This is a genomic window from Brasilonema sp. UFV-L1 (assembly GCF_012912105.1).
Lineage (GTDB): Bacteria > Cyanobacteriota > Cyanobacteriia > Cyanobacteriales > Nostocaceae > Brasilonema.
This window is the reverse complement of record NZ_QMEA01000059.1, coordinates 16921-38567: the sequence shown is the minus strand read 5'-3', so window position 1 is coordinate 38567 and position 21647 is coordinate 16921. Positions and strand designations below refer to the sequence as shown.

Below are 21647 nucleotides of genomic sequence, written 5' to 3'. Positions count from 1 at the left end.
ATCTCCCCATCTCCCCATTGCCCCTAATCCCCAAGGAGTGGGGACCTCGAGTTCCCCATCTCCTTCACTCTTGCTAAAGTGGTTTTTGAGTTGGTACACCAACAGGACGAGGAAAGTGGACAGGTGTAACTGCTACCTTTCGTAAGTAAAGGCAGTGACGAATACTTCCACTTAAGGGAGTTGTAAATTTTTCAACTAATTCAATGACGCCACCCAACTGGTTAACGACATTTTCTAGAATCTTTGTTTCTTCTTCTGTCCAATTGCCACGGTAGATTACAGCTAAACCACCTTGCTTAAGTAATGGTAGGGCATATTCAGCACACACAGAGGCTGTCCCTACAGCGCGAATTAGGACAACATCGTAAGTTTGTCTGTGCTGGCGTTGTTGACCGACTTCTTCGGCTCTGCCTGTCAAAGTTTTAACGTTAGTTAGATTAAGTGCAGTTCTTGTTTGTTCAAGAAATGCAATCTTTTTTCGGGTAGAATCAAGGAGAGTAACAGTACAATTAGCTACAGCAATGGCGACTGGAATTCCCGGAAAACCCGCACCTGTACCGATGTCAATGAAAGATAAGGGGGATGAGGAAGAGAAGGGAGATGAGGAAGTCATTTCTTCCCCCATTGTTTCATCTTTCAGCAATGTGGCAATTCCTCGCAAAGAATCCCAAAGATGCTTTTCCCAAAACTCTTGGGGGTCTGTGATGCGAGTGAGATTAAGCTGGCTGTTACCCTCTAGAATGAATTCGTAAAGCTGTTGGAATTGCGCTTGCTGTTGGACAGTAGGAGTCCAATGGAGAGTTTCCTGCCAAATATTTGCCATGTCCGGCAAAGAAGGCAATTTCAGGTTGTTCACGATCGCACAAATAGCTTTGGATTGTATCCCAAGTTTTTTTCTTTAGTTTATAGAGAACTAAATTATTGCATAATTTGTCTGTTTGTTAGCTGTTACTGAGGAAGCCTCCGCCTCTCAGCATTCGTTCGCAGGTTCAGCCTGGGAACAAGAAATCGAGGATCCGCCTCTGATTGAAAATGGTGCTGACTCTCAGTAAAGTTTTTTGACTGGGGAGGCTGAAGCTTCCAGCGCGCAATTGAGGCTTCGCTTTTGATTGAGAAATAAAAATGATTTCATACAAATTCTTACAAAAGTACTTTTAATGGGTACAATGCTTGCACAAAAACAGTCTGAAACTGTAAACCTCTTTATATACTTTACTTCTTGTGAAGACCACTCGACCATGAAACAACCTACTACTCTTACAACTGCGATATTTGCGACTTGTGCTATGCTGCTAACGGCTTGCGGTGGTGGCACTAACAGTAGTACAAATCCTGGAACTAACTCTACCCCAAATTCTGCAACTAACACCGCATCGACAACAAGTACATCTGGTTCTATTCCTATCGGTATTGCTTTTGCACAAACTAGCAACGTGGCATTATTAGGTCAAGAGGGAGTTGCTGGGGTAAAGATTGCTGAGAAATATTTTAATGATAAAGGCGGTGTGAATGGCACTCCGATTAAATTGGTGTTTCAAGATACTAGTGGTGATGAAGCAGGAGCTATTAACGCTTTTCAAAGTTTAATTAATAAAGATAAAGTTGTTGGTATTGTTGGTCCTACTTTATCACAGCAAGCTTTTAGCGCTGACCCGATTGCAGAAAGAGCAAAAGTTCCTGTGATTGGCGCATCCAATACCGCTAAAGGAATTCCAGAAATTGGAGATTATGTAGCGCGTGTCTCCGCACCCGTTTCTACCGTTGCGCCTCTTTCAATAAAAGCTGCACTGAAGCAAAATCCTAATATTAAAAAAGTTGCGGTTTTCTTTGCTCAAAATGATGTGTATAGCAAGTCAGAAACAGAAATTTTTCAAAAAACGATTAAGGAACAAGGACTAGAAATAGTCACAGTGCAAAAGTACCAAACAAGCGATACTGACTTTCAGTCTCAAGCCACGAATGCTCTTAATTTAAAACCAGATTTGATAGTCATTTCTGGCTTAGCTGCTGATGGTGGTAACTTAGTACGACAATTACGAGAACTTGGTTACAAAGGCGTTATTGTTGCGGGGAATGGTTTGAATACGGCAAAAGTCTTCGCAGTCTGTCAGCAAGCGTGCGAGGGTGTCATTATTGCCCAAGCTTACAATTCTGAGCAACCGGGAGAAGTGAATAAGGAATTCCGGGCGGCATATTTAAAACAATATCAAGAAGAGCCACCTCAGTTTAGCGGTCAAGCTTTTGCTGCCGTGCAGGTTTATGTAGAAGCTTTGAAAGCTTTAGATAAAAAGTCTAAAATTAGTCAAGTACCTCTCAATCAATTACGTACAGAATTGAATAAGCAACTTCTGACAGGAAAGTATAATACCCCTCTGGGTGAAATTGCTTTCACACCTGTCGGCGATGTCATTCAAAAAGAGTTTTATGTTGCCCAAATTAAAATAGATAAAGACAGCAAGAAAACTAAATTTGTAGTTCTAAAATAGTGGCAACATGGATATATCTATATTTTTGCAAAAATTCTTGAATGGATTATCGATTGGCAGTGTTTACGCGATATTTGCCTTAGGATACACTTTGGTTTACTCTATCCTAGGCATCATTAATTTAGCTCATGGTGCGGTTTTTACTTTAGGTGCATATTTTACATATGCACTTATGAGCGGTACTTTTGGTAATGGAGTACTGGCTAATGCATCGCTACCTATACAATTACCGTTTGCTGTTGCCTTGATTTTGGGTAGTAGTATAGCGGGGTTAGTTGGAGTGTTGATTGAACGCATTGCTTTTCTACCTTTGCGACAGCGAGGTTCTGATCCTTTGCTAACCGTTGTCTCTAGTTTGGGTGTTGGAGTGGTTATTGTTAACTTAATCCAGTACTTGGTTGGGGCAGAAAGTTATACGTACCCTATAGGTACTTACGGGGATTTACCACCATCTATCAATTTTGGCACTCCAGAAAACCCGATTCCGATTCGCACTGTTCAAATAGTGATTTTTGCGATATCTGTCGTGATTGTCGCAATGCTGACTTGCTTTATTAATTACACAAAACATGGTAAAGCAATGCAGGCGATCGCAGAAGATGCAACAACTGCAAGTTTGTTAGGAATTAACAGCGATCGCTATATTGTGCTGACATTTTTCATCAGCAGTTTTCTCGCAGGAGTGGCGGGAACTTTAGTCGCCTCTAGTGTTAGCATTGCTGGACCTTATTTTGGGATTGGTTTTGGGTTGAGGGGTTTATCAGTCATTGTATTAGGTGGTTTGGGTAGCATTCCTGGTGCAGTACTAGGAGGTTTGGTTATTGGACTGGTGGAGGCGTTTGTCCCTGGAGAATATTCAGGCTACAAAGATGCTGTTTCCTTTGGCATCTTGTTTATTATGTTGTTAGTTCGACCTCAAGGTTTACTTGGACGTCGGTTTGTCCAGAAAGTTTAGTTAATGGAGAGTTTGGTTATGTCATCTGCAGCAATCGCCACTGTCATTAAAATGATGGAGTCATTACCCGAAGCTGTGCAAGATCAAGTTGTCGAACATTTACGAGAGTATCTAGAAGACTTACGAGACGAGTTGCAATGGGATATATCATTTCAGAGGACTCAACAACAGCTTGTAGCTGCGGCGCAAAAAGCTAAACAGGAAATTGCAGAAGGAAAAGCGAAACCACTGGACTACAACCAGTTATGAACTCTGCCACTTTACCTTCTTTTTGGGCGACATACAATCTGTTGGATGATAACATCAAGCGCGGAGCTAGAAAAGCCTATCGTTTGTGGACAAAAAATCCTTTTCACCCCTCTTTGCACTTTAAGTGTATTAATGCAAAAGAAAGTATCTGGTCGGTAAGGATAACTCGTAGCTATCGGGCTATTGGCATTTTGGAGGGTGATACAGTGACATGGTTTTGGATTGGCAATCATGATGATTATGAGAGTTTTTTCTCATAACCAAAAGGTGTGTTACACCACTGAGTTAAAACTATATTAAAATGGCTGAATTTATTGCTACTTACGGTTCACTTATCGTCTCTATGGTATTAGGGGCGTTGCTGGGGCTATCGCTATACTTACCACTCATGGCTGGACAATTATCTTTGGCAAGTCCTGGTTTTTACGCTTTGGGTGGTTATATTGCTGCAATTCTCTCCACAACTGTTTTCGCTTCCACAACTGGTTCATTTCCGATTCCAATATTATTGCTGGAGATGTTGATTGCTGCAGTTGTTTCTGGTTTATTAGGTGTAGCGGTGGGAATTCCGGCGTTGCGGTTGCGGGGGATTTATTTGGCGATCGCCACTATTGCTTTTGTGGAAGTCCTGCGAGTTATATCTTTAAATTTAGATATTACAGGTGGTGCTGTTGGCATTTTTGGCATTCCTCAACCTTTTCAAACACCAATCGAATATTTGTGGATTGCCTTGCCATTGCTCCTGCTTAGTATTATATTCATTTACCGTTTAGAACGCATCCGCATCGGAAGAGCACTCATCGCTATCCGTGAGGATGAATTAGCAGCAGGTGCGATGGGAATTAATCCAACTTACTATAAAGTTTTAGCATTCACGCTAGGATGTATTCTGGCAGGAGTTGTTGGTGCAATTAGCGCCCATTTTCTCAACACTTGGAATGCACGTCAAGGCACTTTTGATGCCAGCATTATCTACTTAACTTTTGTGTTAATTGGTGGTTCCAGAACTTTTCTCGGTTCGGTCGTTGGAGGTATGGTATTTACGGCTTTACCAGAAGTCTTGAGAGCAATAGCAGATACAGGCGGTTTACCTTCTTGGTTAGCGCAATTTCTGCGAGATGGTCGATTAATTATCTTTGGATTACTTATAGTTATTGGGACAATATTTTTTCCTCAAGGTCTTGTGACTCCAGATTTGTTTCAAAAACGCAAAACACGCAAAAAAAATGTCTTGAAATAACTAAAATGATTCAGGAACATTCCACAAAAAATCTATTTGGATTACCTATCTTAGAAGCTAAAAATCTCACTCGCCGCTTTGGGGGGTTAGTGGCGGTAAATGATGTCTCTTTTACAATCACACAGTATGAAATCTTTGGATTAATTGGTCCCAACGGTGCTGGTAAGACAACTCTGTTTAATTTGATGACAGGCTTCATCACACCTTCTAGTGGGCAATTGCTTTATCAAGGTACCGATATTTCCCAATTACATTCTCATAATATTGCAAGATTGGGTATTGCCCGGACATTCCAAAATCTTCGTTTATTTGCTGATTTATCCGCGTTAGAAAATGTGATTATAGCGCGTCACAGCCATATTAATAATAACATAATAAAAGGTATCTTAGGACTACCTCCTGCTCCTAGAGAAGAACAAAACAGTAGACAAAAAGCATTAGAATTACTAGAACTTATCGGTTTGGGTGAACGTATCCATGAAAAAGCTAAAAACTTCTCCTATGGCGACCAGAGACGACTAGAAATTGCTCGTGCTCTTGCTTTAGAACCGCAAATTTTACTATTAGATGAACCGGCTGCGGGTATGAATCCCAGTGAAAAGCAACAACTGAGTAAATTTATCCGTAACCTTCGTGACCAATACAACTTGACGATAATTCTTATTGAGCATCATGTCCCCTTGGTTATGGGTTTATGTGACCGTATTGCTGTCTTAGATTTTGGTCAGTTGATTGCTTTGGGAGAACCATCTATTGTCAGAAATGATCCAGCTGTTGTTGAAGCATATTTAGGTAACGATTAAGAATATTCAATCAGTGAACAAGGAACAGTGAGCAGTGAACAGTACACAGTGAAGGAGTCAGGAGTCAGGAGTCAGGAGCGGAGCAAGGAAAGCTCCGCCTCCGGTCAGAATAAAAGAGTTAATTGATTCTTCTATTCTGAATTCTGGATTCAGCAATACTGAATACTTCTTCAAACTGGTAACTGGTAACTGATAACTGATAACTGATAACTGATAACTGATAACCACAGATGCACACAGATGAACACAGATATATTAAATAATAAACAGGATTTTCAAATTTTAGAAATTAAAGACCTTTGTGTTAACTACGGAGGTATCGAAGCTCTACAAAATATTAATTTATTTGTGAACAATGGTGAGGTTGTTACCCTAATAGGTGCTAATGGTGCAGGCAAAACAACGACTCTGCGAGCTATCTCCAAAATCATTAATCCTCGTCATGGCAAAATTATGTACAATGGACGCAATATTACGCGCCGCCAATCTCATGAAGTTGTACAATTAGGTATTGCCCACTGTCCTGAGGGAAGAAGAGTATTAGCTCGGCAAACTGTTTTAGATAATTTACTATTGGGTGCTTATATTCGCTCTAATCAAACAGAAATCAGAAATGATATTCAGCACCAATTTGAGAGGTTCCCACGTTTAGCACAAAGACGCAATCAACTTGCAGGAACCCTCAGTGGTGGTGAACAGCAAATGTTAGCTATAGCTCGTGCTTTAATGAGTAGACCGAAACTTTTGCTTTTAGATGAGCCTAGTTTAGGTTTAGCACCTACAATTGTTCGTGAGATTTTCAGTATTATTCAGAATCTACGTGCGACAGGCGTTACTATCGTTCTAGTTGAACAAAACGCTAACCTTGCCCTGCAAATTGCAGACCGTGGTTATGTATTAGAAGCTGGTTGTATTACCCTATCAGGTGAAGCATCGAAATTGATGAGTGATGAACGAGTGAAAAAAGCTTATTTAGGATGATAAAGTTATTGTTTCAGTAGAGACTTGGGAGGCATCGTAGATGGTACAGTTACCAAGCAAAACCTTAACTCTGGAGGAGTTTCTTAAACAGCCAGAAACTAAGCCAGCAAGTGAATATATTAATGGTCAAATTATTCAAAAACCGATGCCACAAGGAAAGCATAGTATCATTCAAGGTGAACTAGTTAGCGCCATAAATGCTATCACAAAGCCTCAGAAAATTGCTCTTGCTTTCCCAGAGTTGCGGTGTACTTTTGGTAGACGTTCGATTATACCAGATGTGGCTGTGTTTTCTTGGGAGCGAATTCCCTTAGATAACCGTGGAGATGTAGCGAATGTTTTTGAAGCTGCTCCAGATTGGACAATAGAAATTCTTTCTCCAGACCAAAGCCAGACGAAAGTAACAAGTAATATATTACACTGCCTTGAGCATGGTAGTCGCTTAGGTTGGCTAATTGATCCAGATGAGCAAGCAGTGTTAGTTTATCCACCTAAACAACAGCCACAAATTTTACAGAAAGAACAAGAAATATTACCAGTCCCTCGTTTAGTAAGCGATTTTCAATTGAGTGTAGAGGAGTTATTTGGATGGTTGAAACTGTAAGTTAATAACATATTCTAATTAAGATTCGAGAGGTTAAATTAAGGTGACTTGATGATGGCTCATCAATATTCTATTGAACAAGTCTTGGAGCATCTTGAACAAATCATTCAAGATGTTGAACAAGGAATTCCTATGCAACTTATCCGACAAGGAGAGCGGGTAGCGGTGATTCTCTCAGCAACAGAAGATCATATTCTGTTGCGTGAAAAGCTAGGTTTTGGTCATGCATTAGAGCGATTCCGGCAAGAATATAATGTTGAGGAGGCTAACATTAATCCGGATGAGGTGTTTAAGGACGTTCGTGATAACTCACCTGGAACAGAGGTCATTTTTTGAGTACCATCCGTTTTCTGCTTGATACTAATGTTTTGTCAGAACCGTTGCGTCTTAGGCAAACAAACTCGGTTTCTACCAAAAATCTCTGTTTCGCAACCAAATACAAACGAAGAAACCGGTTTGGCAGCAGATAGTGCGTAAGTTCTATAAATTATCCTATTACAAATAGTTACACACTCTGTAATATTATTTAACTAACAGCCTACGCTGATGGGGTGCATACGTAGAGCCACAGGCTTTAGCTTGCAAAATTAAAGTATCAAATCGTACTATGAATCAAATAGTTTGGATCGCAAGACACGCCAACCGCCTCGATTTTGTCAACCCTGAATGGTTTCTCACAGCAGAACGACGCTACGATCCACCGCTTTCTGAAGATGGTATGGTGCAGGCGCAGCAGTTAGCCAACCGTCTTAAGGGAGAAAATATTGCTCATATTTTCGCTTCTCCCTTCCTGAGAACGGTGCAAACAGCAAACGCAGTTGCAGAAGTTCTTGATTTGCCAATAAAACTAGAAATAGGTTTAAGCGAATGGCTTAACCCCGTTTGGATGACAGAAGAACCACAGCGACTCTCAACCTTCGCATTAGCAGAATTATTCCCCAGAATTGACACCAGCTACACTCCACGCATCGCAGTCAATTATCCAGAAACTTATGAACAAATGCAGCAACGTTCGGGACAAACTGCTAGATGTCTAACAACAGAATTCTCCCCAGAGGATATTCTTTTAGTGGGACACGGTGCATCTGTATTAGGAGCGACAATAGGATTAGTAGGTGAAATTGCCAGAACGGAAGTGAAGGCTTCCCTATGTAGCTTAGTAAAAGTTGTACGTCAACACCCAGAGTGGTTACTTGAACTCAAGGGAGATACCTCCCATTTAACTCAAGTAGAAGAAGTCATTCGGTTTAATTAACAAGAACTCACATGACATTACTATTGGCAGGAGACATAGGCGGCACGAAAACCATCTTACGACTGGTTGAGGCATCAGAAAAGCCTTTATTACGCACTATCTATGAGGAACGGTACCGAAGTGGGGATTTTCTCGATTTGGTACCGATAGTACAGCAGTTTTTGCTGAAAGCTAACACACCAACTCCACAAAAAGCCTGTTTTGCCATTGCAGGACCTGTGGTAAATCATACTGCTAAGCTGACCAATTTAGTTTGGTTCCTTGACGCTGAACGTCTACAACAGGAACTAGGTATATCCCAAGTTTCTCTGATTAACGACTTTACCGCTGTTGGCTACGGCATTTTGGGGCTAGATAAGCAAGATGTGCTGACTTTGCAACCTGGCAAACTCAATGTTGAATCCCCGATTGCGATTATTGGGGCTGGTACTGGATTAGGACAAGGATTTTTAATCAAGCAAGGAGATAGCTATCAAATCTTCCCTTCAGAAGGTGGACACACTGATTTTGCACCCCGGACTGAGTTAGAGTTTCAGCTGTTAAAGTACCTGCTAGATAAGCACGATATCCAACGGGTTTCTGTGGAACGCGTGGTTTCTGGTATGGGAGTTGTCGCAATTTACCAGTTTCTACGCGACCGCAAAATTGCTGCTGAATCACCAGAAATTGCCCAAATCGTGAGAATCTGGGAACAAGAAGCAGGAAGGCAAGAAAAAAGTGTAGATCCAGGTGCTGTGATTGGAAAAGCTGCACTAGAGAAAAGCGATCGCCTTTCGGAACAAACGATGCAATTGTTTGTAGAAGTTTACGGTGCAGAAGCAGGTAATCTTGCACTCAAACTTCTCCCTTACGGTGGTTTATACATAGCTGGTGGAATTGCCCCTAAAATACTGCCTTTAATTCAACAAGACAGATTCATGCTCAATTTCACCCAAAAAGGCAGAATGCGTCCTCTTCTTGAAGATATACCTGTGTATGTTATTCTCAATCAGGAAGTGGGACTCATAGGTGCTGCGATTTGTGCTACAAGGTTATCACCCAATACCATTCAGTGAAGGCTCAAATTAGTACGCTCAATATCTTAAGCAACAATAATGTGGATGTGTTGTGATCAAATTATGTTTTAATATTTGGTGAAGCGAAGGAAATCAACATGCGTCGAGAACAAGTCGCCAAATGGCTTCTCACAACTGCCGCGCTTTCTACAATTATCATTCCGATAGGTGTCGATGCAGTCTTGCTGGGAAACGGTCACATGAACAATCCTGCGTGGCTACCCCACGCTAAGCTGCATTGCGCTATGTCGTTTTTTGCTGCTATCTCGTTAGGAAGTGCCGCATTAGCGATTTTAAAGGTTCGTCCGGTAAGCGATCGCTTTTCAATGGGTCTTGCAGCATTTCTCGGTTCCGCTTTCTGGATTGGACTGATCGCAGCAGGATTTTGGCCTGGGACTTCCTACGGGTTTCTAAACGATCCGGTTCTCGGCAATATTCGTGAACCAGAATTGGGTGGAATTACAATTTATCCAAATGTCGCAATTGGTGCTGTAGCAATTGCGATCGCCATCGCCGGTTATTGGTTAACAGCTGACAACAAGATCGAGCAACCAATATCATCAATGAAAGATGGAATTGGTTGAGTCAACAAAACAATAATAACAGCAGTACTTTGTGCTGCTTCACTCTTCTAATATTAAATTACTTTTGATCAACCGTTTTTGTATAGCAACAATCACAGCTTGAGTGCGATCGCTGACTCCTAACTTGTTCAAAATTGCATGGACATGAACCCTAACCGTTCCCGGTGAAATGTGTAATGTCTCGGCAATTTGTTGATTAGTTTTACCAGAAGTCAACAGCGATAGAATTTCCTGTTCCCGTTGAGTTAGAGGATTGGATTGTGTGGAGTGGTTTGTACTCTGAGGCTGGATAGAATTCGCAGCAAAGGTGGAACGAATTTCTTTTGTCGCAGTTTCATCCCACCAGGATGCACCAGCAGCCACAGAACGAAGTGCTAACACCAATTTTTCAACTGCAATTCCTTTGAGACAATAACCTTGAGCACCCACTTCAATCAATCGCCCAATCATGGATTGTTGTGAATGGGAAGTCAGAACTAATATTGGTAGACTCGGATATTGCTGTTTAATTTGACGACACGCCTCAATTCCCCCAATTCCAGGTAAACCCACATCTAACAGTACAATATCAAGCTGATGGCGGTTGACTAACTCCACTGCTGTTTCTCCATCTTCCGCTTCTGCGACTATCTCTAACCCTGGTTCTTGTTGTAAGCGCACACGTAACCCTAAGCGGAAGAGTTCGTCATCCTCTACTAAGAGAATTTTTAGATTACAATCGGGCATCTGGTAAGGGGTGAGGAACTGTAACTTAATTTATGGATATATCTAAGCAGAATTACAATTCTGCCTAGATACATGCGGCATACTCTGCCAACCCTTACGGGTAATGTTTGCCTCGACAATGATTTGAGAGCTTGTCACGAAAACGACACTACAGCTATAAACCTGTTTGCTGATTACTTAATCGTTCTCGACAGTGAGAAGTTGTCAGGAGGGTTTCCCTCCGTAACAAACTTCGGTGGCTACAAGCTGGCGTTCACTTGTAGGTGTCATGACTCAAAAATCGTAGACTTTTAGAGTCTTAGTCTGCATGCTCCGACTTTGTACAGATTTACCTAGGCGTATGCCGAGTTCTGCATAGGTTTTTCGGAGCAGTAAACGGGTAGTTTAAACCCAAAGATAGCTCCACCAAGAGCATCAGATGCAGCATCGGGAGCGAGTGGTTTATTCTCTGCCCAAATTATACCGCCATGCGCTTCAATAATTTGGCGAGATAGGTAAAGTCCTAATCCAGAGCCTTTTGCTTGGCGATCGCTGTGTCCCTGATAAAATCGCTCAAATAAGTGTGGCAGTTCTTCGGATCTAATTCCTGCTCCAGCATCCATAACTTTGGCAGTTTGATAGGAGGAACCTGGTTCCAACACAACTTCTACTTTACCACCTCGAGGAGAATGATTAATAGCATTAGTCAAAAGATTGGCAAAAACTCGTTTGAGTTGAAAAGCATCACCATAAACCCACATAAACTTACGAAAGTCTGATTCACCATAGTTAAAACAAATGTAGACGCGACGATTGGAAGCTAATTCGGTTAACTCAAGAGCGACATCACGAGCAACTTCAACCAGATCAACAGGTGCTAACTGTAGCTTTAACCCCTCTATATCATTGCGATAAACATCCAAGAGCGTTTCTACTATTTGTAAACTCGTTTGATGACTCTTAATCATAGTCGCTAAAACTTTTTTCTGGGCAGGAACAACAGAACCAAAATTTTCTCTTTGAAAAGCTTGTAAGGTTTCAATTGCTCCTAACAAAGGAGTTTTTAAATCATGGGTGAGAGTAGAAGCGAAGTCTTCACGCACGCTGGCGAGTTTTTGGTGTGCATGAAGCCTTGCTTGTTGTTGCAAAAGAACTTCTTGGTAGACGCGATTGCGATCGCACAGAACACCTGTCACAACCATTGCTAAAATGGCTATTAATCGGCTGGCTATTGTAGAAGCCCTAACTGCCTGAAACTCTGGAACCCAGATGTTTAGAATCGTTAGAAAACAAGCACATGCAGTCACTTGCACTGTTGCTACTCGACTCAAACGAGGATTTGCTAACAAAATGGGACCGATATAAAGGTAACCAAACACGTAGTCTGGTGGACTAGAGAACTCCAACAGTACGACAACTGTAAAAAATCCTACTATTAACCAGAATGTTCTCAAACATGGGTTACTCTTAAGGGTAGTCAGTTTGAGTGGTAACATCTGGAAACTGAATAAATACTGAGTTTATCTATTATATAACAATTCCTCCAAAAGCTAGTTAACTTTGAGTCCAAATAGCTGTTTATTTTGCATATATATTTAGAGATATATATATCCTCTAAACTCACTAAACGTTCTTAGTTATCAAAATATATCCTCTGACATATAAAATTCAGAAAAGACAATTTATACCTTGTATTTTCTTCAGAAAAGTCTGATAATAAAAAGTTAAATAAACGCCTAAAAGTAAGGCAAAAACGTAAGGTAAAATATGTATAAAAATTTTCCAAAGTGGCTGAATTGAAGCTCAATTCAGCCTGAGCATATCATAAAAGAGCGGCTATAACAGCGGCTCTATTTATATTTGGTATTAACAGTACACAGTACACAGTAAACAGTACACAATGAACAGTGATAACTGATAACTGATAACTGATAACTGATAACTAATTCGGTCATTCTATGGCTTTGCCTTTGAGTCTGCTCAATTTCCAAAACATTCCAGAAACTATTTGCAAGGAAAGGATGTTCATACACTTACAGCACAAAGTTTTGTGTGTCAAGTACATTGCTGAGAGCTAAAAGCCAGACATACAGTTCTTTTTACTTCTTACTGCAGTTCCGGAGTAAGCAGGGGGAACGCTTCTGAATCAGGACTTGCTGAATTCTGCTGTATATTTTTTGGATTCCGAATTTCAAACCATTTAAATAGAATTCAATTTGCTTCATATCGGAGTTAAATTAAGCTCATGATACAAGGATGGATTCAAATAGCATTAACGCTACTGATTGTGGTAGCAATAACTCCATTTTTTGGGCGATACATGGCGCGTGTGTTTCAGGAGCAGCAGACTTTTCTTGACCCAATTTTGAACCGAATAGAGCGAGTACTTTACTCCTTAATTGGTGTTTCGGGAAAAGAAGACATGACAGGCTGGCAATATGCGCGAGCAATTGTGTACAGCAATATCGTGATGGGGTTGCTGATTTTTTTCATCATTCTAAATCAGGGATGGTTGCCTCTTAATCCTACTAAGATAGGTGCCCCAACTTGGGACACAGCTTTGCACACGACAATTTCCTTCATCACCAATACCAACCAACAGCACTATAGCGGTGAAACTTATATGAGCTACGCTAGCCAAATGTGGGGGCTGGGTTATCATATGTTCACCTCGGCTGCAACAGGTATAGTGGTGGCGATCGCCTTTATTCGCGGGTTAACTGGTAGATCGTTGGGCAACTTTTACGTAGACTTGATTCGAGCAATCACGCGGATTTTGCTGCCTATCAGCATTGTAGGGGCAATTGTTCTGATTGTGGCTGGTGTTCCAGAAACTCTGGGAGGTCCTGTGGTGGTTCCGACATTAGAAAATCCTAGTATCTCTCAGGCGATCGCTCGTGGTCCCGTTGCTCACTATGAAATCATCAAGGAACTAGGCGAGAACGGCGGCGGCTTCTTCGCCATCAATTCAGCACATCCATTTGAAAATCCAAGTGGCTTAACTAATCTGATTCAACTTGTCGCAATTCTTTCAATACCCACCTCGCTGATTTACACCTATGGCATTTTTGCCAATAACATCAAGCAAGCATGGTTAGTCTATTGCATTCCGTTTGCCATTTTAATAGGCTTCATTATTGTAACAGCAATTGGAGAATACAACGGAAATCCTGCCATCAACACGCTTTTAGGAAGCGAGCAGCCAAACTTAGAAGGAAAAGAAGTCCGGTTTGGTTGGGCACAATCTGCCTTATATGCTGTGATTACAACTGCGACTATGTGCGGAGCCGTCAATAGCTTGCACGATTCATTTATGCCTAATGGTGGTTTCGTAACTCTTTCTAATATGTTCTTTCAAATTGTCTTTGGTGGACAAGGAACAGGAACAGCTTATTTATTTGCTTACCTGATTTTGGCAGTATTTGTCACAGGTCTGATGGTAGGACGCACACCGGAATTTTTGGGACGCAAGATTGAAAAGCGTGAGGTTGTACTTGCCAGTTTCTTGATTTTGCTGGTTCACCCAATCGCTATTTTAATTCCAGCGGGGATTGCTTTGGCATTTCCCGACCAACTCGCAGGGATTAGCAATCCAGGCTTCCACGGATTTTCTCAGGTTATCTATGAATATGCCTCAGCTGCTGCTAACAACGGCTCTGGGTTTGAAGGGTTAGGTGATTCACAGCCATCTCCGATAGCGATCGCAACTGGTGCAAAAACAACTGTAACAGCTTTGTGGTGGAACTTGAGCACCTGTTTCAGTCTCATAGCAGGACGGTACATCCCAATCACAGGTTTATTGCTACTAGCAGACAGTATGTCCCGCAAGCAAACAGTTCCCTTCACAACTGGTACATTACGAACCGATACCGGATTATTTACCGGCGTCACCGCAGGTGTGATTTTAATTTTAGGCGCACTGACTTTCTTCCCGGTACTAGCTTTGGGACCAATTGGCGAAGCCTTCCAAATTGCCAAAGGTATTGGCTAACAGTCATCAGTGAACACTTATCAGTAAACAGCAAAAACTGATAACTAATACCTGACAACTGATAACTGATACTTGATAACTGATAACTGATTAATATATGCGAACCACTACTGAGCAATCCTCTTCTTCCCGTTCGCCTCGTGTTCCCAGTGGAGCTCGTGACTCACGGAGGCATACCCCCAAGGCAGACATGCGGGGACTTTACCAGAGAGCGATTAAAGAGTCATTTGTCAAGCTCAACCCAAGAATTGCCGTTAGAAATCCAGTGATGTTTGTCGTTTGGGTGGGGACAATCGTCACTTTCTTAGTAACTGTTGACCCTAATTTATTTGGCACAGTACAGGCAGATGTTAACCAGCAACGCTTGTTAAATGGGTTGATTACCTTAATTTTATTTTTCACAGTTGTGTTTGCGAATTTTGCAGAAGCCGTTGCTGAAGGACGTGGAAAAGCACAAGCAGATTCGCTTCGCTCAACGCGCTCAGATACCGTTGCCCGTAAAATTAAAGCTGATGGTTCGATTGAGGAAATTAATTCTACACAGCTGCGACGAGGTGATATTGTCAAAGTGGTTGCAGGTGACATGATTCCTGCTGATGGAGAAGTGACTCAAGGCATTGGCTCTGTGGATGAGTCTGCGATTACTGGAGAATCTGCTCCTGTTTTGAAGCAACCTGGTACAGATATTGCCAGTTCAGTAACGGGAGGGACACGGCTGTTATCTGACGAGTTGACTATTCGGATTACTGCTGATCCTGGTCAGGGCTTTATTGATCGTATGATTTCTTTAGTAGAAGGAGCGGAACGTAGTAAAACTCCTAACGAAATTGCGTTAACAGTACTGCTCGCAGTCCTGACGCAAGTCTTCCTAATTGTAGTCTCAACGATTCCGCCGTTCGCTGGCTACATCGCTAACTTTATCAGCACTATCTACGGAGCAGAAGCAGGAAACAGTTTACGCGCGGGTGCAAGTATTGCCATCCTGATTTCGCTGCTGGTTGCGTTAATTCCTACCACAATTGGTGGTTTGCTCAGTGCTATTGGTATCGCTGGGATGGATAGAGTTGCTCAGTTTAATGTGATAGCTACTTCTGGACGAGCGGTAGAAGCTTGTGGTGATATCAACTCCCTGGTGTTGGATAAAACAGGTACTATCACTTTAGGTAACCGTATGGCTGATGAGTTTATTCCTGTAAATGGTCATTCTGTCGAAGATGTTGCACGGATGTCCTTTGCTGCTAGTGTTTTCGATGATACGCCTGAAGGCAAGTCAATTGTGGGACTGGCAGAAAGGCAGCAAGTAAGGGTAGACTTCGACACCAGTAAAGCAGAAGGTGTGGAGTTTTCCGCCAAAACCCGCATGAGTGGAACCGATTTTCCTAATGGAAAACAAGTCCGCAAGGGAGCTGTGGACGCGATTAAAGGATTTGTGCGTTCTCGTAATGGCAAAGTTCCCAGTGAACTAGACGCCGCCTATGAACGAGTTTCTCGGTTAGGAGGTACACCATTAGCTGTTTGTTCCGACAACGAGATATATGGCGTTATCTACCTCAAAGATGTTGTTAAACCAGGTTTACGGGAACGGTTTGATCAACTGCGCCGCATGGGAGTTAAGACTATCATGCTCACAGGTGACAACCGGATTACAGCTTCAGTCATTGCTCAAGAGGCAGGTGTGGATGATTTTATCGCGGAAGCTACCCCAGAAGACAAGATTGAGGTGATTCGCTCTGAACAATCTCAGGGTAAGTTGGTAGCAATGACTGGGGATGGTACCAACGACGCACCAGCCTTAGCTCAAGCAAATGTCGGTTTGGCGATGAACTCTGGTACGCAAGCTGCTAAAGAAGCCGCCAATATGGTGGATTTGGATTCTGATCCTACTAAGCTGATTGACTTGGTGACAATTGGAAAACAATTGCTTATCACTCGTGGAGCATTGACAACATTCTCTGTTGCTAATGATATCGCTAAGTATTTTGCCATTATTCCTACTATCTTTGCCGCTGCTGGAATTGGCGCACTCAACATTATGGGGTTAAAAAGTGCTCAATCTGCTATTGTCTCGGCTTTGATTTACAACGCTTTGATTATCCCGGTACTTATTCCTTTAGCACTAAAAGGAGTAAAGTTCCGTCCTCTAACCGCAGATCAATTGCTTAGACGCAACATCCTTATTTATGGTGTTGGTGGGATTATTGCTCCGTTTATTGCTATCAAACTCATCGATATTATTTTGCCGTTATCATAAGCAGTCAGTAGGTAGCAATTAGCCTTTCATACTACTATGGCAATCGTATATGAGTTGTGTGAAAGTGCCTGCGCGCAGCGCATAAATTGCTGGAGTCCAGAAACCGGGTTTCTAATTTTTCACTGATTTATGACTGCTAGAGCAATCCTAGATAAGTCGTGAACAAAAAAACGAACCGCAAAGGGCGCAAAGGGCGCAAAGAAAAGAAAGAGAAGGCGAGGAGGGTGTTCACATCCTATTTAGGAAGGCTGTATATAACAACAAACTAACAACAAATAACTACCATGAAACTTGTTCGTCGCGTACAACCTACTATCCTTACACCCAAAATCTGGATGAATGTACTTGAAGAAGTGACTGAAATTTGGTCTGCTTGGCGTAGACAAAAGCTACCACTATATCTGTTCCTGGCGATGTGCTTTAACCTAGTGGTTTCGCCTCTTGTCTTAGCTGCTGACCAAAAATTATCTCACACTCAATCTTGGGCATTAGGATTATTAGGAATAGTGACTGTTGGTCTTTCTGTCTATCTCTTTTTTGTGATGTTTGTACCGGAGAGATTCTGATGAGTTTTGCACGTGATGCAAGTAGAGCTGTTCGTTCTACTATCGTACTTTGGGTCATTACAGCTATAATTTATCCTTTTGTAATGATTGCTTTTGGACAGATTTTATTTCCGTCTCAAGCAAATGGTAGTCTGATTAAAAATGCTCAGGGTAATGTTGTTGGTTCTGCCTTGATTGGTCAACCTTTTACTTCTGATCGCTACTTCAATAGTCGCCCCAGCACTACCAGCTACAGCACCGCAGATCCAAAAAAAGATGATGCGGAAATCTTGAAAACAGGGGTGTCGGGAGCTAGTAATTTAGCTCCTAGTAATCCGGCGTTGCTGGAACGTATTAAAGGTAAAAATGACCCCAATCCAAGCAAGCGCATTGAAGGTGATTTGAATCGTCTTAAAAGTGCGGGTGTGCTGCCTACTGCTGATTTGGTTTACACCTCTGGTTCCAGCCTTGACCCTCACATTACTCCAGAAGCTGCTAAAGCACAAATTGCACGAGTGGCAAAGACACGAGAACTTCAGCCTAATCAGTTGGAAACCCTGATTCAGCAAAACACTGATGGTCGTTTTCTTGGTATCTTTGGTGAGCCAGGAATTAACGTCTTTAAGCTGAATCTGGCTTTGGATGCATTAAAACCTGCAAGTTAGTAAACAATTCACGCATTCGCTCCCTACGGTACGCTACGCTAACATTAATTTTCTTGATGCCGTACCTTATGAATTTTCGTAGAGTGCAAGAACGCAGTCCCCGATTGTTAGCGCAGCGGGACGCAGCGGAGCCGGAGCCGCTCCGCCTCCGGTCCATTTTGAATTGCTTAATCCTAACTCTGTTGCCTTGTGTACTCTTGCTTGCCTGATTTTAGAAACTCAATCACACCTGACTTCTACTACCACCGAAAGTAGAAAACTTGAGGACAAAACTGAGATGAGTTCTGTTAACACTGATATGCAAATCATGTGCATACTCTCTGCTAAGAATATGCAATCTCTTTTAGTTGCAAGCATTTCCCAGACAACTCAGTCTAGTCAATCACATATAAATAGGCAAGCCGATGAGAATATAAGTTTTCTTGTCGGTTTTTTCCTGATTTTCGTGTTTATTGGTTTTTTCTTAGGATGTTTGATTCAGTACAGAAAATATAAGCATAAACGTGCTAAAAAAACAGCGGAAATCCTCCAAGAAATTGAAACCTTAAAAAAGACACGGGAGAGAAAATATGAGGATGACGAGATGATTCATTCTCAAAGAAAAAAACAGATTGAGATTTTAGAAAAGATATGGAAAATGAAGCCCTAAGGCAAAATCTCCGTACTAGTAACGCTCTTGTGCAATTCGCTGATAAAATAAAAAGTAGGAAATAATGGAGGTTCTCAATAGTGATTGCTGATAGCCCTTTTACTTAGCTAAGTTCGCTTGTCTTGCTTGAGAAGTTCAATCACACTTGAGTGTTACCTCCTCAAAATTAGAGAAAATATTGAAAAGTTGAGACTTTTTTAGTAAACATTATGCACAGGACGAAAGTAAGATGACTTTTGTCAACTTTAATACGCAAATTATGTCTGATTCCTTGGCTTTCTCACCCAACATTACCTATACTCGTCCTGCTCGTTGCGGTAAACACAAGATTTTTATTGGCATGGCTCCCGGTGTGGGCAAAACCTATAGGATGCTGGATGAAGCGAGCCGATTAAAACGCGATGGTATTGATGTCGTGATTGGATGGCTGGAAACTTATGGTCGCCCAGAAACGGCTGCTAAAGCCCTTGGGTTAGAGGTGATTCCACAAAAGAAGATACAATGGGGTGGGTTAAGTTTCACTCAGATGGATACAAATGCTATTCTTGAGCGTCAACCTCAACTTGTTTTGGTGGATGAACTAGCGTATGCAAACGTTCCTGGAGAAGAGCGAAACAAGCGCTATAAAGATGTAGAGACAATTCTGGCAGCAGGGATTGATGTTTACTCTACAGTTAATATACAACACTTAGAAAGCCTCAGAAATCAGATCACTCAAATGACTGGGATTATTGTGCATGAGTGCATTCCTGATCGTTTATTAGAAGTGGCAGATCAAGTCCTCGTTGTTGATGTGACACCAGAAACACTAAAAGAACGATTGTTGGATGGTAAGATTTATCCAATAGAAAAGATTTCGCAACCTCTAGAAAATTTATTCACTCGCTCCAACCTGGTTGCTCTGCGAGAATTAGCACTCAGACAAGTTGCAGACAATATAGAAAAAAAAGAAATCCAGGAAGCAAACCGATTGAACTGCAACGGTAAAGCTAACAGCGCTAACGTCTGCAATATCCATGAACGAATCCTAGTTTGTGTTTCTTGTGAACCAAACTCTCTGCGATTGATTCGACGGGGAGCAATACTTGCTGATTATATGAACGCACCACTCTACGTTTTGTTTGTCAATAACCCCGACCATTTCCTGACAAAACTGGAAGCACTACACATTGAAACTTGTAAGCAAATTTGTCAAGAGTATAAGAGTGAGTTCTTGCAAGTATCCGGTTGTAATGTAGCAGAAGAAGTTGCCAAGGTTGCCAAATCTTACCGGATTACTCAGGTGCTGTTAGGTCAAACTCGTCGCTCAAGATGGGAAATTTTGCTTGGTGGATCTTTGATTAATAAACTCGTGCGTTCGCTCACCCACATCGACCTTCATATCATCTCAAGCGACAAATAAGCAAGACTCCATAAACTTCCTTTAACCAAAAGACGAGTTATGGGAAGTTTGATAACTTTGATTGCTAAGTTCCCAGTTTTTAGGAAAAAGAATGAGTACGCAAGAGCTAGAATCTAGCTATATCGTATCTGGTGAGTAGATAGTATTGTTAATTTCCGAATATGGCAGGACACAGTAAATGGGCAAATATTAAACGCCAAAAAGCGGTCGTGGATGCAAAAAAGGGTAAGACTTTTACCCAGTGGTCGCGTGCTATTATTGTGGCGGCGAGAAGTGGGGTTCCAGATCCAGCGGGAAATTTTCAACTGCGTACAGCAATTGAAAAAGCAAAGGCGGCGGGTCTTCCGAATGAGAACATAGAAAGGGCGATCGCCAAAGGTGCAGGTACACTCTCAGGTGATGCTTCTAATTTTGAATCTATTCGATACGAGGGTTACGGTCCTGGAGGAGTTGCTATCCTCATTGAAGCTTTGAGTGATAATCGTAATCGTACTGCTGCAGACTTACGTGTTGCTTTTAGTAAAAACGGCGGTAATCTCGGTGAAACAGGTTGTGTCAGCTGGATGTTTTCTCAAAAAGGCGTTTGTACTGTTGAGGGAATCGTTGATGAAGAACAGCTTTTAGAAGCATCTCTAGAAGGCGGTGCCGAATTTTATGAGATGACTGAGGAGCAGACGATTGAAGTGTTTACTGAAGTGACTAATTTAGAGAACTTGAGTCAAACTTTTAAAGAAAAGGGCTTTCAAGTCACTGATGCCGAACTACGCTGGATTCCTAGTAACAATGTAGAAGTGACTGATCCAGAACAGGCACGCTCTCTTCTAAAGTTAATCGATACTTTAGAAAGTCTAGATGATGTACAAAATGTCACTGCTAATTTTGATATGTCAGAACAACTGATGGCTGTGATGGCTTGAGCTTTAATATAACATCTTACTGGAGAATTGTCCTAGCAGTAGAAGTAGAACACATTAAATAGTGGTGACCACAAAGCTGAGGAGATCTGATTGTGAATTCTGAGATGAAAAAATGTTGTCAGCTTGCAACTTTTCGTTGTAACCATAGTTTGGGGATCTGATATGTCAAGTCTGCAGAAATCTACACAAAAACTCCACATCAACAACATAAGGCTGACACAACTTTCTGAAATAGTAAGATTGTTGGTTTTCAAATGAAAATTCCCAAATTAACAAGCTAGCAAAAGTTTTACTCGTCGTTGTAGTATTT

Annotated in this window: 22 protein-coding genes; 19 read left to right on the top strand and 3 right to left on the bottom strand. The window is 41.7% G+C overall.

Features of this window, described 5'->3' with window-relative positions:
• Positions 1-73 precede the first annotated feature (73 nt).
• Positions 74-856, bottom strand: coding sequence for a 16S rRNA (guanine(527)-N(7))-methyltransferase RsmG (rsmG, locus tag DP117_RS17870; protein WP_169219631.1), 783 nt, complete (start codon positions 854-856; stop codon positions 74-76).
• A 382-nt stretch (positions 857-1238) separates the two neighbouring features.
• Here rsmG and DP117_RS17865 point away from each other — a divergent pair, with 382 nt between their 5' ends.
• From DP117_RS17865 to DP117_RS17810, 12 genes are all read left to right on the top strand, one after another.
• The gene (locus DP117_RS17865; RefSeq protein ID WP_169219630.1) at positions 1239-2486 is read left to right on the top strand and encodes an ABC transporter substrate-binding protein; all 1248 of its coding nucleotides are present in this window, start codon (positions 1239-1241) and stop codon (positions 2484-2486) included.
• A gap of 7 nt (positions 2487-2493) precedes the next feature.
• Complete coding sequence (locus DP117_RS17860) at positions 2494-3441, top strand: branched-chain amino acid ABC transporter permease (protein WP_169219629.1); 948 nt, start codon at positions 2494-2496, stop codon at positions 3439-3441.
• A gap of 18 nt (positions 3442-3459) precedes the next feature.
• Positions 3460-3690 (top strand): hypothetical protein, encoded by a 231-nt coding sequence (locus DP117_RS17855; RefSeq protein ID WP_169219628.1) that lies wholly within the window; start codon positions 3460-3462, stop codon positions 3688-3690.
• Entirely contained in the window at positions 3687-3950 is a 264-nt protein-coding gene (locus tag DP117_RS17850; RefSeq protein WP_169219627.1) for a hypothetical protein, read from the top strand. The genes DP117_RS17855 and DP117_RS17850 overlap by 4 nt, the downstream gene beginning before the upstream one ends.
• A gap of 41 nt (positions 3951-3991) precedes the next feature.
• Entirely contained in the window at positions 3992-4930 is a 939-nt protein-coding gene (locus DP117_RS17845; protein ID WP_169219626.1) for a branched-chain amino acid ABC transporter permease, read from the top strand.
• Positions 4931-4935: 5 nt separating this feature from the next.
• The gene (locus tag DP117_RS17840) at positions 4936-5733 is read left to right on the top strand and encodes an ABC transporter ATP-binding protein (protein ID WP_169219625.1); all 798 of its coding nucleotides are present in this window, start codon (positions 4936-4938) and stop codon (positions 5731-5733) included.
• A gap of 240 nt (positions 5734-5973) precedes the next feature.
• Positions 5974-6714 (top strand): ABC transporter ATP-binding protein, encoded by a 741-nt coding sequence (locus DP117_RS17835; RefSeq protein ID WP_169219624.1) that lies wholly within the window; start codon positions 5974-5976, stop codon positions 6712-6714.
• A gap of 40 nt (positions 6715-6754) precedes the next feature.
• Entirely contained in the window at positions 6755-7318 is a 564-nt protein-coding gene (locus DP117_RS17830) for a Uma2 family endonuclease (RefSeq protein ID WP_169219623.1), read from the top strand.
• A 51-nt stretch (positions 7319-7369) separates the two neighbouring features.
• Positions 7370-7654 (top strand): hypothetical protein, encoded by a 285-nt coding sequence (locus DP117_RS17825; RefSeq protein WP_211176175.1) that lies wholly within the window; start codon positions 7370-7372, stop codon positions 7652-7654.
• Positions 7655-7925: 271 nt separating this feature from the next.
• Positions 7926-8573 (top strand): histidine phosphatase family protein, encoded by a 648-nt coding sequence (locus DP117_RS17820; protein WP_169219622.1) that lies wholly within the window; start codon positions 7926-7928, stop codon positions 8571-8573.
• Between the two features lie 11 nt (positions 8574-8584).
• On the top strand, positions 8585-9628 hold the full coding sequence (locus DP117_RS17815; protein ID WP_169219621.1) for a glucokinase: 1044 nt from the start codon (positions 8585-8587) through the stop codon (positions 9626-9628).
• A gap of 98 nt (positions 9629-9726) precedes the next feature.
• Positions 9727-10212, top strand: a complete 486-nt coding sequence (locus DP117_RS17810) for a hypothetical protein (protein ID WP_169219620.1) — start codon at positions 9727-9729, stop codon at positions 10210-10212.
• Between the two features lie 39 nt (positions 10213-10251).
• Here the strand turns inward: DP117_RS17810 and DP117_RS17805 are convergent, their stop codons facing one another.
• Together DP117_RS17805 and DP117_RS17800 are read right to left on the bottom strand one after the other, a co-directional pair.
• Positions 10252-10938 carry a response regulator transcription factor gene (locus DP117_RS17805; protein WP_169219619.1) on the bottom strand — a complete coding sequence of 229 codons (687 nt, stop codon included), beginning with the start codon at positions 10936-10938 and terminating at the stop codon, positions 10252-10254.
• 332 nt (positions 10939-11270) lie between these two features.
• Positions 11271-12413, bottom strand: coding sequence for a HAMP domain-containing sensor histidine kinase (locus DP117_RS17800; RefSeq protein ID WP_169219618.1), 1143 nt, complete (start codon positions 12411-12413; stop codon positions 11271-11273).
• Between the two features lie 749 nt (positions 12414-13162).
• On the opposite strand from DP117_RS17800, the gene kdpA reads away from it, so the two are divergent.
• The 7 genes from kdpA to DP117_RS17765 all read left to right on the top strand — a co-directional run bounded on the left by kdpA (position 13163) and on the right by DP117_RS17765 (position 21337).
• On the top strand, positions 13163-14908 hold the full coding sequence (gene kdpA / locus DP117_RS17795; RefSeq protein ID WP_169219617.1) for a potassium-transporting ATPase subunit KdpA: 1746 nt from the start codon (positions 13163-13165) through the stop codon (positions 14906-14908).
• 97 nt (positions 14909-15005) lie between these two features.
• Entirely contained in the window at positions 15006-17159 is a 2154-nt protein-coding gene (kdpB, locus tag DP117_RS17790; RefSeq protein ID WP_169219616.1) for a potassium-transporting ATPase subunit KdpB, read from the top strand.
• Positions 17160-17443: 284 nt separating this feature from the next.
• Positions 17444-17725, top strand: a complete 282-nt coding sequence (locus DP117_RS17785) for a potassium-transporting ATPase subunit F (RefSeq protein WP_211176174.1) — start codon at positions 17444-17446, stop codon at positions 17723-17725.
• Complete coding sequence (gene kdpC / locus DP117_RS17780; protein WP_169219615.1) at positions 17725-18369, top strand: K(+)-transporting ATPase subunit C; 645 nt, start codon at positions 17725-17727, stop codon at positions 18367-18369. The genes DP117_RS17785 and kdpC overlap by 1 nt, the downstream gene beginning before the upstream one ends.
• Before the next feature lie 277 nt (positions 18370-18646).
• Positions 18647-19018: a DUF456 domain-containing protein gene (locus DP117_RS17775; protein WP_169219614.1), complete on the top strand. Its 372-nt coding sequence runs from the start codon at positions 18647-18649 to the stop codon at positions 19016-19018.
• 259 nt (positions 19019-19277) lie between these two features.
• A complete protein-coding gene (locus tag DP117_RS17770) occupies positions 19278-20420 on the top strand; it encodes a universal stress protein (RefSeq protein ID WP_169219634.1) in 1143 nt (380 codons plus the stop codon).
• Between the two features lie 161 nt (positions 20421-20581).
• The gene (locus DP117_RS17765; protein ID WP_169219613.1) at positions 20582-21337 is read left to right on the top strand and encodes a YebC/PmpR family DNA-binding transcriptional regulator; all 756 of its coding nucleotides are present in this window, start codon (positions 20582-20584) and stop codon (positions 21335-21337) included.
• Positions 21338-21647 lie beyond the last annotated feature (310 nt).

Bases quoted from the DNA above. Each gene is read 5' to 3' on its own strand.
- DP117_RS17865 (WP_169219630.1), top strand. From the start codon at position 1,239: ATGAAACAACCTACTACTCTTACAACTGCGATATTTGCGACTTGTGCT.
- DP117_RS17860 (WP_169219629.1), top strand. From the start codon at position 2,494: ATGGATATATCTATATTTTTGCAAAAATTCTTGAATGGATTATCGATT.
- DP117_RS17855 (WP_169219628.1), top strand. From the start codon at position 3,460: ATGTCATCTGCAGCAATCGCCACTGTCATTAAAATGATGGAGTCATTA.
- DP117_RS17850 (WP_169219627.1), top strand. From the start codon at position 3,687: ATGAACTCTGCCACTTTACCTTCTTTTTGGGCGACATACAATCTGTTG.
- DP117_RS17845 (WP_169219626.1), top strand. From the start codon at position 3,992: ATGGCTGAATTTATTGCTACTTACGGTTCACTTATCGTCTCTATGGTA.
- DP117_RS17840 (WP_169219625.1), top strand. From the start codon at position 4,936: ATGATTCAGGAACATTCCACAAAAAATCTATTTGGATTACCTATCTTA.
- DP117_RS17835 (WP_169219624.1), top strand. From the start codon at position 5,974: ATGAACACAGATATATTAAATAATAAACAGGATTTTCAAATTTTAGAA.
- DP117_RS17830 (WP_169219623.1), top strand. From the start codon at position 6,755: ATGGTACAGTTACCAAGCAAAACCTTAACTCTGGAGGAGTTTCTTAAA.
- DP117_RS17825 (WP_211176175.1), top strand. From the start codon at position 7,370: ATGATGGCTCATCAATATTCTATTGAACAAGTCTTGGAGCATCTTGAA.
- DP117_RS17820 (WP_169219622.1), top strand. From the start codon at position 7,926: ATGAATCAAATAGTTTGGATCGCAAGACACGCCAACCGCCTCGATTTT.
- DP117_RS17815 (WP_169219621.1), top strand. From the start codon at position 8,585: ATGACATTACTATTGGCAGGAGACATAGGCGGCACGAAAACCATCTTA.
- DP117_RS17810 (WP_169219620.1), top strand. From the start codon at position 9,727: ATGCGTCGAGAACAAGTCGCCAAATGGCTTCTCACAACTGCCGCGCTT.
- DP117_RS17805 (WP_169219619.1), bottom strand. From the start codon at position 10,938: ATGCCCGATTGTAATCTAAAAATTCTCTTAGTAGAGGATGACGAACTC.
- DP117_RS17800 (WP_169219618.1), bottom strand. From the start codon at position 12,413: ATGTTACCACTCAAACTGACTACCCTTAAGAGTAACCCATGTTTGAGA.
- kdpA (WP_169219617.1), top strand. From the start codon at position 13,163: ATGATACAAGGATGGATTCAAATAGCATTAACGCTACTGATTGTGGTA.
- kdpB (WP_169219616.1), top strand. From the start codon at position 15,006: ATGCGAACCACTACTGAGCAATCCTCTTCTTCCCGTTCGCCTCGTGTT.
- DP117_RS17785 (WP_211176174.1), top strand. From the start codon at position 17,444: ATGAAACTTGTTCGTCGCGTACAACCTACTATCCTTACACCCAAAATC.
- kdpC (WP_169219615.1), top strand. From the start codon at position 17,725: ATGAGTTTTGCACGTGATGCAAGTAGAGCTGTTCGTTCTACTATCGTA.
- DP117_RS17775 (WP_169219614.1), top strand. From the start codon at position 18,647: ATGAGTTCTGTTAACACTGATATGCAAATCATGTGCATACTCTCTGCT.
- DP117_RS17770 (WP_169219634.1), top strand. From the start codon at position 19,278: ATGTCTGATTCCTTGGCTTTCTCACCCAACATTACCTATACTCGTCCT.
- DP117_RS17765 (WP_169219613.1), top strand. From the start codon at position 20,582: ATGGCAGGACACAGTAAATGGGCAAATATTAAACGCCAAAAAGCGGTC.